Annotated in this window: 7 protein-coding genes and 1 pseudogene; 5 read left to right on the forward strand and 3 right to left on the reverse strand. The window is 60.3% G+C overall.

Annotated elements, in window-relative coordinates; genetic code table 11:
* Positions 1-6 precede the first annotated feature (6 nt).
* Entirely contained in the window at positions 7-1521 is a 1515-nt protein-coding gene (locus tag TK06_RS17185; protein WP_063323046.1) for an ABC transporter substrate-binding protein, read from the forward strand.
* Positions 1522-1571: 50 nt separating this feature from the next.
* On the opposite strand, the gene TK06_RS17190 is transcribed toward TK06_RS17185, so the two are convergent.
* Complete coding sequence (locus TK06_RS17190; RefSeq protein WP_063323047.1) at positions 1572-2162, reverse strand: hypothetical protein; 591 nt, start codon at positions 2160-2162, stop codon at positions 1572-1574.
* Positions 2163-2517: 355 nt separating this feature from the next.
* Between TK06_RS17190 and katG the strand changes: the two genes are divergently transcribed.
* Complete coding sequence (gene katG, locus TK06_RS17195) at positions 2518-4782, forward strand: catalase/peroxidase HPI (RefSeq protein ID WP_063323048.1); 2265 nt, start codon at positions 2518-2520, stop codon at positions 4780-4782.
* A 152-nt stretch (positions 4783-4934) separates the two neighbouring features.
* Here the strand turns inward: katG and TK06_RS17200 are convergent, their stop codons facing one another.
* Both TK06_RS17200 and TK06_RS17205 read right to left on the reverse strand, forming a co-directional pair.
* Positions 4935-5783, reverse strand: coding sequence for a phosphatase PAP2 family protein (locus TK06_RS17200; protein ID WP_063323049.1), 849 nt, complete (start codon positions 5781-5783; stop codon positions 4935-4937).
* A gap of 24 nt (positions 5784-5807) precedes the next feature.
* Positions 5808-6479, reverse strand: a complete 672-nt coding sequence (locus TK06_RS17205) for a histidine phosphatase family protein (protein ID WP_063325173.1) — start codon at positions 6477-6479, stop codon at positions 5808-5810.
* A 394-nt stretch (positions 6480-6873) separates the two neighbouring features.
* On the opposite strand from TK06_RS17205, the pseudogene TK06_RS33525 reads away from it, so the two are divergent.
* The 3 genes and pseudogenes from TK06_RS33525 to TK06_RS17215 all read left to right on the forward strand — a co-directional run.
* Positions 6874-7752: pseudogene (locus tag TK06_RS33525) on the forward strand (methyl-accepting chemotaxis protein); the annotation flags it as partial.
* A gap of 201 nt (positions 7753-7953) precedes the next feature.
* Positions 7954-8658, forward strand: coding sequence for a methyl-accepting chemotaxis protein (locus TK06_RS33530; RefSeq protein WP_371919212.1), 705 nt, complete (start codon positions 7954-7956; stop codon positions 8656-8658).
* Between the two features lie 362 nt (positions 8659-9020).
* The gene (locus TK06_RS17215; RefSeq protein ID WP_063323051.1) at positions 9021-11555 is read left to right on the forward strand and encodes a Tc toxin subunit A; all 2535 of its coding nucleotides are present in this window, start codon (positions 9021-9023) and stop codon (positions 11553-11555) included.
* The last annotated feature ends 16 nt before the right edge of the window (positions 11556-11571 follow it).

An 11571-nucleotide genomic window follows, 5' to 3' on the forward strand; every position in this document is an offset into this window, starting at 1 on the left:
TTGACCATGCGATCGAAACATTTGAAGTTGCTGACCGCCGCGACGTTGACCGTTTGCACACTGGCGGCCGGTGTCGCCCAGGCAGCAGGCGTGCTGACCATCGGTTGTCGGGAAGAAAGTACGACGTTCGACCCGATCAAAAGCGCGCAGAACCGTGATAACTGGGTGTTCTCCAATGTCTACGACGTATTGGTGCGCGTCGACAACACTGGCACCAAGCTGGTACCGGGGCTGGCCGAAAGCTGGCAGGTTTCCGACGATGGCATGACCTATACCTTCAAACTACGCTCGGCCAAGTTCTCCGACGGCTCACCGATTACCGCCAGCGATGCAGCGTTCAGTCTGTTGCGCATCCGCGACAACAAAGGGTCGCTGTGGAGCGACTCCTACAAGATTATCGACAAGGCCCAAGCACCCGACCCACAGACACTGGTGGTGACACTCACGAGCCCTTCAGTGCCCTTCCTCGCGCAGCTGGCGTTGCCCAACGTCTCCATCCTGTCGCAAAAGGCCATGGAGAAAATGGGTGAGGAAGCCTATGCCCAGGACCCCGTTGCCTCAGGCACCTTTATCGTCAAGGAGTGGCTACGCGGTGATCGCGTGGTGCTGGAGAAGAACCCCAACTTCTGGCAGGCCGACAAGGTGAGCCTGGATGGCGTGGAATGGATCTCCATCCCGGATGACAATACGCGGATGTTGAAGGTACAGGCCGGTGAACTGGACTCGGCGATCTTCGTGCCCTTCTCGCGCGTCGAAACCCTGAAGAAAGATCCCAACCTGGTTGTACACATGGATCCCTCCACCCGTGAGGATCATCTGCTGATCAACCATGAGCATGGACTGCTGGGCAAGCCTGAAGTACGTCAGGCCCTGGACCTTGCGATCAACAAAAAATCCCTGGTCGATACCGTGACGTTCGGCCATGGCCAGGTGGCTTATTCCTACATTCCTAAAGGCGCGCTTTATCACAATGCCGATAATCTGCAGCGCCCGTACGACCCGGAAAAAGCCAAGAAAATGCTGGCGGATGCAGGCGCCTCAGGCCTGAAGCTCAACTATGTGGTCAATGCGGGCAATGAAGCCGACGAGCAGATCGCCGTGCTGGTCCAGCAACAGCTCGCCGCCGTTGGCGTGACAGCCACCTTGCAGAAAGTCGACCCAACCCAGAGTTGGCAAATGCTGATCGACGGCGATTACGATCTGTCCGTGATGTACTGGACCAACGACATCCTCGACCCGGACCAGAAGACCACCTTCGTCCTGGGACATGACACCAACATGAATTACATGACCCGCTACAAGAACGACAAGGTCAAGGATCTGGTCGCGGCGGCGCGGGTAGAAGTGGACCCGACCAAGCGCAAGCAGATGTATACCGACCTTCAGGCAATCGCCAAGCAGGACGTCAACTGGATCGATCTCTACTACAGCCCGTACATCAATATTTCGCGCAAGAACATCGAGCACTTCCAACAAAACCCACTGGGGCGCTTCTCTCTTGAGGAAACAGTGAAACGCTAACGCGTAGTGGCTTTCATCCGAGCCGGATAGGACCAGTGGCAACGCCTTGATCACGAATCGAGGCTTGCCACTTGATGGCCAAGCAAGATCGGCCGCTCCCCGGTCATCTCGCACAGCAGCGCTGTGACGGCGTTCCCTTCAACCGTGCCATGCTCTTGCAGAAAGCCCGCCACGGCGCTGACCGCCGGCCAGTAACGGTGCACCAGGCAACTGCAGCGGGCGATAGCCTGGGCTTGGGCGTCGAGCAGCTTGCGCGGTGGCAGCAGGCTGATCAGTTCGCGCCCCCGGTCCAGGTCACCGCGGCCGCTGCCCCTGATCAACCGGTCGGACCGGCGGTGCCGGTAGACCGCTTCGGCCACTGGCCCGGCGAAGCAATGGAGCAGGTCACGTTCAATGGCATCGACCATCGAGGGCAGGAATTCAGCGATCCCCGGGGCGTCGAAGGCTGGGCACGCGACCAGATAATCAGCTTCCACCAACCCTTCTGCGTATTGAGGGTTGCCGCGCAGGTCAAACAGAGGTCCCGTGCAGGCTTCAGCCTTGGTACGCACGGTGATGCGTTTTATCGGTTGACCGTTCCACCAAAAGGCCAGGGCATGACCCGCTTCGTGGAAGGCCGTGCTGCGCGGGCATTTGTTCATTATTGGGTCCGTCACGGCAGGCGCCATTCATATCATCTGCCTCGCCGCCTGGCTTCGATAAAAGATTATCCCTATCGACCGTTAATACTGCGCCTATTAGCTATCTGGCAAAGGAGGACTAGCCTGAATTCAGGCTGGTGTAATCCGGCCCGTGAAACCTGACAAGAGATACGAAGCGTTCAGAAACGTACTGGGCTTACCGTGGGCCACCGTGCTAGCAATTAGATATTGCAGCGAGGCCGAACATGATCAGTTGAGCGAACTGTGAGCCCTGCGCCCTGTGTATTTCGCCTGTCGCTATTCGAAGCCTCGCCGGGCCGGATAGCTGGATGAATACGACCAAAGGTAGCTTCTCATGGCAAACGAATCGAAATGCCCGTTCAATCACGCCGCTGGCGGTGGCACGACGAACCGCGACTGGTGGCCAAACCAACTGAATCTGAAGATCCTGCACCAGCACTCCTCGCTGTCCGACCCGATGGGCGAGGATTTCAACTATGCCGAAGCGTTCAAGCGCCTGGACTTCCAGGCCTTGAAACAAGACCTGAATGCACTGATGACCGACTCGCAAGACTGGTGGCCGGCAGACTTCGGCCACTATGGACCGCTCTTTGTCCGCATGGCCTGGCACAGTGCAGGCACCTACCGCACCGGTGATGGGCGCGGTGGGGCGGGTTCCGGCCAGCAGCGATTTGCTCCGCTCAACAGCTGGCCCGACAACGTCAGCCTCGACAAGGCGCGTCGGCTGCTGTGGCCGATCAAGCAGAAGTATGGTCGCAACATCTCCTGGGCCGACCTGATCGTCCTCACCGGCAACGTCGCGCTGGAATCCATGGGCTTCAAGACCTTCGGTTTTTCCGGTGGCCGCGCCGATGTCTGGGAGCCGGATGAAGACGTCTACTGGGGTTCGGAAAACAAATGGCTGGGGGGCGATGTTCGCTACGGCAAGCCCGACAAAGCCGCCATGCAAGACCCCGGTGAAGGCCAATTGGTGGCCGAGCCCGGCAACGAAGAAAGCCGCACCGACGAGGGGCGCAACCTGGAGAACCCGCTGGCCGCCGTGCAGATGGGGCTGATCTACGTCAACCCGGAAGGCCCCGAGGGCCAACCGGACCCGGTCGCCGCCGGGCTGGATATTCGCGAAACCTTCGCCCGCATGGCGATGGACGACGAAGAAACCGTGGCACTGATTGCCGGCGGCCACGCCTTCGGCAAGACCCACGGCGCCGGACCTGCGGACAATGTCGGTGCCGAGCCCGAAGCCGCTGGCCTGGAGCTGCAAGGCCTGGGCTGGAAGAGCACCTTCGGCACCGGCAAGGGGCCCGACACCATCACCAGTGGCCTGGAAGTCACCTGGACCACCACGCCCACCCGCTGGAGCAACAACTATCTGGAGAACCTGTTCGGCTTCGAATGGGAACTGACCAAGAGCCCGGCAGGCGCGCATCAATGGACGCCGAAAAACGGCGCAGGCGCGGGCATCATCCCCGATGCCCATGACCCGGCCAAACGGCGTAATCCAACGATGCTGACCACCGACCTGGCGCTGCGCTTCGACCCGATCTACGAAAAAATCTCCCGGCGCTTCCTGGCCAACCCGGACCAGTTGTCCGACGCCTTCGCCCGCGCCTGGTTCAAGCTGATCCACCGCGACATGGGCCCGCTCTCACGCTACCTCGGCCCGGAACTGCCCAACGAAGAACTGCTGTGGCAAGACCCTATCCCCACGGTCGACCATCCGCTGGTCAACGACAGCGACATCGCGGCCCTCAAAGGCAAGCTACTGGCCTCGGGCCTCACGGTTTCACAACTGGTGTCTACCGCGTGGGCCGCGGCTTCCACCTTCCGGGGTTCCGACAAACGCGGCGGTGCCAACGGTGGCCGCCTGCGCCTGGCCCCGCAGAAAGATTGGCCGGCCAACCAGCCCGAACAACTGGCTCAAGTGCTGGCGACCTTGGAAAAGCTCCGGGATGAGTTCAACACCGCCCAATCCGACGGCAAGAAAATCTCCCTGGCGGACCTGATCGTGCTGGCTGGCAGCGCCGGCATCGAACAGGCGGCCCAAAATGCCGGGCTCAGCGTGACGGTACCCTTCACGCCAGGACGCATGGACGCGAGCCAGGAACAGACGGACGTCGAGTCGTTCGGTTTTCTCGAGCCCATCGCCGATGGTTTCCGCAACTACCTCAAGGGCCGGTACCGCGTGTCCGCCGAGGCGCTGCTGATCGACAAGGCACAACTGCTGACCCTCACTGCCCCGCAAATGACGGCACTGATTGGCGGCCTGCGGGTACTGGATACCAACGTCGGCCACACTGCGCACGGTGTCTTTACCCAACGGCCAGGGACGTTGAGCAACGACTTTTTCGTCAACCTGCTCGACATGGGCGTGGAATGGAAAGCCCTTTCCGACACCCAGGAAACCTTCGAAGCTCGCGACCGCAAGACCGGCCAAGTCAAATGGACCGGCACTCGCGTTGACCTGGTCTTCGGCTCCAACGCGCAGCTGCGGGCCCTGGCCGAAGTCTATGCCAGCCCGGATGCCCAGGAGCAGTTCGTCAAGGACTTCATCGCGGCGTGGGTCAAGGTGATGAACCTGGATCGGTTTGATCTCAGGTGAGCAGCGTACAAGGGCATGAGGTCTGACAAGGAGCTGGCCTCATGAACTTTTCTTCACCCCACGCCCCCGCGTGATTGGGTACAGTCGCCTCGCTCATTCAAGAAACTAAGGTTTTAGCCCGCTCTCCCAGCGGGCTTTTTTTTGCCTGGCATTCAAGCTGACGAATGTGCGTTGCCCGACGCAGGCACGGCAGCCGCTTGCGTCGCTCGCGGTGGTTTCAACACGGGCTGCTCCAAAGCCGCGCGCCCATAAAACAGCAACGCCATCAGCCAACAACTCAACCAGACAAAAATCCCCGCCCAGAACGTGTGGGACATGTAATGCCAGCCCTGCAGGACCCGCGTCGTGCCGTAGACAAACCCCAGGGCCAGCGCCCCGTGCATCAAGGCTTTCGAATGACGCCAGCGGTAACGGCGGGCAACGAAATACAGCGCCAGCATCGTGAAGCCGCCGGACGCATGACCGCCGGGCCAGCAGCGACCGTCACCGGCAACTTTCAGCAGGTCGAAATTCTGGAACCACTCCTTGTGCTCGATCTTGCCGGCGTATTGGGTGGTTTCCACCGGGCAGTACACGCTGGTGTGGCCCTTGAGGTAATGGATCACCCCGGTGCTGAGGGAAAAGGCGAAGACCACATAGAGGAAATCGCGACGGTGCTTGTGGGCAAGACGTAGTGGTTTGCTCAGCCGGGCTTTATCCAGCAGGCGAAGCAGTCCAGGGCGCTTTGGCGGTTGGAAGATCGGCCAGAAGAGCGACAACAGCACACCGACAATGGCCGCCTCGCCGGTCCAGTTCGGAATGACCCTCGCCCATTTGTGGGTGATTTGCTCGAACAATCGCACGCGCCCCAATGGAAACACCTGGTGCAACGGATCGTAGAAAAGATCGCTGATGGCGATGTCGAGGTGGGTCATGTCGAACAGCAAGAACACCACGACAGCACAGACCAGCGGAATTCCGAGATTAAATCCATAGAAACGGGCGCGAGCAGACGTCAGCATGGGCGGTCCTAATCGTAAGAAATGTTACTGAAATGTCACCGCGCGCCAGTCAGACGCTTCGATAAAGCCGAGCAACCGTGGCGCTTGTGGCTGGGCAGTGGAAACGAACAACGAAGCCCCATAGCCAAAGGCAGAGGTCGGACGCTGGAGCGCGGTTTCCATCGCCTGCATGCATTCACTGTGGGTCACCAGGATCAGGTTTCGCCCCGCCACCTTGTGGGCCAAAGCATTACGCAGCAGGTCATGCCGGCAATTGATCAGCCAATCGTCACCGGTGCCCACCTTGTTGAACATGTACCCCGCCGTCTGGGCTGCGCGCACACGTGGACTGTTGTAGAGATCGGCATTATCCAGGCCCAGTTGCTCGAACCGCGCCCCCAGGCCCACCGCGACGGCACGGCCCCGGTCAGTGATGCCTTCGCGATCATTCAGGCACGCGGCCTTGGAGTGATCGCAGCGTTCGACATGACGCACCAGCACGATCATCTCCCCCTTGGCCCAGCCATCGGCCAAGGCCCGGGCGCCGGCGATATTGCCGTGGGCCAGGTCCGGTATCGCCGCCGGGCTGAGCAGCCAGAGCGTCAACGGGATCACCAGCAGTGCCGAGGCGAGGATGACCATGGCGTTTTGGTAACGGGCGAACCGGCGCGTATCGATCGAGCGCGTTACGCCGAAAAGGCTCAGTCTCAGTTCCACATCAAGCCGCCCCGACGGCATCCACCCAGTCATTCGATGGCGCGACAGTAGAGAGGCCGACGTAGGCAGGCGGTGAAACAGATGTGAAAAAAAGCTTGGGGTGCAAGCAAAGCTTGCTCCCACAGATACCCGGAAAAAAACTTACAGATCTTGCCCTCCCCGCCGATACAGCCCTGTTACATGCTCTTGCTGGCTCTTAACAACAACAATCTTCCAGCGTACCGACGATCAAGCAGCACAACGTTCCTGGAGGAATTTGATGAATAGCTGGTTTGGCAACATTAGCGTCAACATGAAATTGGGCCTGGGCTTCGGCCTGGTGCTGGTATTGACTTGCCTGCTGGCCCTGACCAGTTGGACCAGCCTGGGTGGACTGATCCAGCGCAGCAACTGGATGAGCGACATCACCCAGCTCAACGCCGGCCTGACCAAGCTTCGCGTCACCCGTCTGCAATACATGCTGACCAACGGTGACGAGACCGCCGCACAAAATGTGCAGACCACCCTCGATGGTTTCGTGGCGCAACAGAACGCCCTGCTCAGCAGCTTCAAGAGCCCGGAAAACGTCAAGTTGCTCAAAGAGCAGAGCGCAGTCATCAACGCCTACCAGGCGTCCCTGAACAAAATGCGCAGTGCCTACCGCACGGGCAATACTGCCCGCGATGCCATGGGCGCTAACGCCGAGATAGCCTACAAGCTGATCGAGACCCTGGATTCGGACGTGCGGAAAATGGGCGCCGGCGACGAGCGTTTCACCCAGTTCCAGGCCATCACCCAGGCCAAGCAGGACTTCATGCTGGCCCGCTATGAAGTGCGCGGCTACACCACCAACAGCAACGCTGACACCGAACGCAAGGCCGTCGCCCAACTGGACGACGCCATCGCTTCGCTCAAACCGCTCAATGAACACTTTTCCAGCACCCGCCAGGATGAACTGCGCCAACTGGAAAACACCCTGGCCCAATACCGCAGCGCCGTGCAGGCCTTCAAGCTGGCCACCGCCGATGTGGTGCAGGCGCGCAAGGAAATGACCGACCAGGGCGCAACCATCGTGACCCTGAGCGAACAGCTGTACCAGATCCAGCTCGACCGCCGCGACGCCGAAAGTGCCCAGGCGCGCACCCTGCAACTGGTCAGCACCCTGCTGGCATTGCTGGTCGGCGTCATTGCCGCCGTGATCATCACTCGCCAGATCACCGGCCCACTGCGTGAAACCCTGACCGTGGTCGAACGTATTGCCAGCGGCGACCTGTCGCACACGGTCATCGTCACTCGCCGCGATGAACTGGGCGTGCTGCAACAAGGCATCGCGCGCATGGGCGTGACCCTGCGCGACCTGATCAGCGGCATCCGCGATGGCGTGACCCAGATCGCCAGCGCCGCCGAAGAGCTGTCCGCCGTGACCGAGCAGACCAGCGCCGGGGTCAACAGCCAGAAAGTCGAGACCGACCAGGTCGCCACTGCCATGCACGAAATGACCGCCACGGTGCAGGAAGTGGCACGCAACGCCGAAGAAGCCTCCCAGGCAGCCGCCGCCGCTGATGGCGAAGCCCGTGCCGGTGACAAGGTGGTCAGCGAAGCCATCGCCCAGATCGAACGGCTGGCCAGCGAAGTGGTTCGCTCCACCGACGCCATGACCGTGCTGCAACAGGAAAGCGACAAGATCGGCAGCGTCATGGACGTGATCAAGGCCGTGGCCGAGCAAACCAACCTGCTGGCCCTCAACGCAGCCATCGAAGCAGCCCGCGCCGGTGAAGCCGGCCGTGGTTTCGCCGTGGTGGCCGACGAAGTCCGCGGCCTGGCCCAGCGCACACAGAAATCCACCGAGGAAATCGAAGGGCTGGTGGCCGGCCTGCAAAACGGTACCCAGCAAGTGGCGGCCGTGATGAACAACAGCCGCAGCCTCACCGACAGCAGCGTGGCCCTGACACGCAAGGCTGGGGAATCACTGGGGAACATCACCCGCACGGTGTCGAACATCCAGTCGATGAACCAGCAGATCGCCGCTGCCGCCGAGCAGCAAAGCGCCGTGGCCGAGGAGATCAGCCGCAGCATCATCAACGTGCGCGACGTCTCGGAACAGACCGCCGCCGCCAGCGAAGAAACTGCTGCTTCCAGTGTGGAACTGGCACGGCTGGGTAATCAGTTGCAGATGATGGTCAGCCACTTTCGGGTTTGAATCGCTAACCCCTGACGTCCCACACGTTGCAACAATGTGGTTCACTTAAGGGTATGAAGAACCCATGGCGAGGGAGCTTGCTCCCGCTGGGCTGCGAAGCAGCCCTTTCATGTGAGTGCTTCGCACTCAAGCGGGAGCAAGCTCCCTCGCCACAATGAATTACAGCATTGCAGACGTCGTGGGCCTCTCCTAGATCCCACGCTCTTGGCATACGGCCTACATTAAAATCCCGCTAAGCAAAACAAGCAACGCATCGCCCTTTCGTACAAATCCTCCGCCCTCGTCCTACCGCCTTTTGTTGCACGCTCCTGTACGGTTTCGCTTGAACAAGCACATCCGTTCGAACAGGAGATGGACAGCACATGGACGCAAGCAACGACTCACTGTTGCACCGGCTCATCGAGGCCCCAATCGGCGATGACAACGCCCAGGCCGATTTCAGGACAGCCCTGCAGCGCATGGGATTGACGTCGGTCTTCGACGTCATGCGCATGGGCAAGGCGCAGTTCATCCTTGAGCTGGGCAAGCACACCGACGTGGATGCCGGGCAGGTCTATGACAATGCCGCCAGCTATGCCGGGCAGGTCAGTCGCCTGTATCAGGAGCACCTGATATCACCCAGCGATACCCGGCGACGTGCCCGGCGCAGCCTGGGTTCGGACTCAACCTCGGCGTCCGTCAGCTATCAAGCGCTGTTCAACGAGCATTGGGATCAGTTCTGCAAGGAAGGTGACATCGCGGCCATCGACTCGCCCGTGGCCTATCTGCGGGCGCTGTATCTGTTTGCCGGCCAGCTGGAAAACGCCTCCCCATCAACCGACAAAATCACCCTGGAGCAACGGCGACCGGACCTCAAGGGGCTGATGCTCGATCACCAGAGCGCCTTCGTTGCGCGGCCGATGCTGGACATCGTCAATGACACCTTGCGCAGCGCGATCGAAGCCCATCTGGCAACGAGCGACAAGACCGTCCACCAGGTCCTGGCCAGCGAACACTACCCTTTCTCACTGCCCTACGACCTGCATCATCACCAGTGCCTGCTGGGGCTAGGCGCAAACAAACCGGCGCTGGGCGAATTGAATTATCGGGTGAGCCTGAAACTCCCGTTTTCACCAGGGGACTCACCTTACGGGCGTGTTTCGCAATCCCGTGTCGAGGCGCAAAGATTGTTGTCCGGGCTCAGCCCTGAGCAACAGAAAATCCTGCTTGCACCGGCCAGTTCAGACCTGGACCTTGGCGTCCTGAAGAAAAGCTACGGCACTGAAAACCCCAATCGCCTCCACAATCTTTCGTTCTTCAAGGAGCGCACCGGGCTGACCACGGAACAGGTCGAGCAGTTGCTGGCACAAGGTGCCTACAGCCCGCGAACCTCGACCGCCAGTCCCCCCTCGATTCATGCCAGCAATTATGGAGCCGCTTACATCAACGGGCCGGAATCGAAAGCCACCCTGACGACTCTCAAATCCACGAACACCGTCATCCATGCATCTCGCGAACGGTTCGCCCGCATGCAGCGAATGATTCGATTGCAGCGCTGGACCGGTCTTCCCGTTGCCGAACTGGACACGCTGATCGTCAATGCCTTGCGCTCGGAAGGCAACGCGACGATGACGCTCAACACCAATACCTTGCGCACCCTGGGGGTCTATCGCTACCTGAACCAACGCCACGGCATCGCACCGCAAGAGTTTGCGTCGTTACTGCACGACATGCCGATTGCTGCTTGCGGCCAGCAGGTGCCCTTGTTTGACCAGGTGTTCAATCGAACCCAATTGCTCGGACACCCGCAGGTGGAAGACCTGGTCACGACGGATCTGAAAACCTTCAGCTATCTCAGTGCGGGCCTCGGACTTCCCATCACGCAAGATTCGCTGCTGTTGCTAACGAAGCAAACCGAAAAATACCTGTCTTCGTTTAAACACGATTTATCCACGGTCTCGTCACTCTACCGCCAGGCCCGTATCGCCCAGATGTTCGGGCTCTCTCCCTTCGAATGCACGGCGCTGGCCCACTTACTGGGCGGGGAAGATTTCTGCAAAGCGTTGGCGACAGGGGCATTGAGTACTTCGCACGTCTCACAACCCGACATTCTCGATGTACTGATGGCGCTGGATTGGGCCGTCGACTGGCTCAAGCAAGACAACCGGGATGTCGCGTCATGGTGTCGTCTGTTCGAGGTTGTCGAAGACGACGTGCCAATGAACAAGAGCCTGGAAAAACGACTGTCGATACTGCTGGCGCAAGAGCCCCAACCGAGCGGAGACCGGCACGTGGTGGAGACCTTGCTGCACGACCTTGCCGACTTGTCTGCGGAGTACTTCCCCTGCGTGATGCGAATGGCCGACACCCATGCAACAACGATTGTCGCGGCCATCGAGAGCGCCCCTGGGAAAATGCCTGCATTGCTGGCGACGGTATTGCGCACGGCCCAAGCGTGCAAGGGTTTGCACCTGAGCAGCAGCACGCTGCGGCAATTGATGAATAACCCAACCTGGCTGGCCGCAGGCAGCACAGGAACGCTGACGCCTCAAACCCTGTATCTACTCGAACGCTTCAGTCACTGTGCCCACCATCAGGCCCGGTCAGAAGAACGCCTGCTGCATTACTTGCAGCTTGCCAACCAGGACACGCCGCAAGGCACAGGCGAAGAAGCCAATAAACTGCTGGCCAGCCTGCTGGACTGGAGCACTGACGAAGTCAGTTGCCTGACCGCACACCTGGAACACAAACGCGCCCAGTCCATGGAAGCCGTGGATTGGATCATGCGCTGCCAGGCGTGCTGCCAGCACACCGGGCTGTCGGCCAGCCTGCTGCTCAAGGCAACCGCACTCAACAACGACAGCGAGACATCGGACTGGAGGACCGTCGGTGAAGCGCTGATCGCGGCCTGCCACTGACACGTCCACCGTCCTC

The organism is Pseudomonas fluorescens (assembly GCF_001623525.1).
GTDB classification, from domain to species: domain Bacteria; phylum Pseudomonadota; class Gammaproteobacteria; order Pseudomonadales; family Pseudomonadaceae; genus Aquipseudomonas; species Aquipseudomonas fluorescens_Q.

Bases quoted from the DNA above. Each gene is read 5' to 3' on its own strand.
- TK06_RS17185 (WP_063323046.1), top strand. From the start codon at position 7: ATGCGATCGAAACATTTGAAGTTGCTGACCGCCGCGACGTTGACCGTT.
- TK06_RS17190 (WP_063323047.1), bottom strand. From the start codon at position 2,162: ATGAACAAATGCCCGCGCAGCACGGCCTTCCACGAAGCGGGTCATGCC.
- katG (WP_063323048.1), top strand. From the start codon at position 2,518: ATGGCAAACGAATCGAAATGCCCGTTCAATCACGCCGCTGGCGGTGGC.
- TK06_RS17200 (WP_063323049.1), bottom strand. From the start codon at position 5,783: ATGCTGACGTCTGCTCGCGCCCGTTTCTATGGATTTAATCTCGGAATT.
- TK06_RS33530 (WP_371919212.1), top strand. From the start codon at position 7,954: ATGACCGCCACGGTGCAGGAAGTGGCACGCAACGCCGAAGAAGCCTCC.
- TK06_RS17215 (WP_063323051.1), top strand. From the start codon at position 9,021: ATGGACGCAAGCAACGACTCACTGTTGCACCGGCTCATCGAGGCCCCA.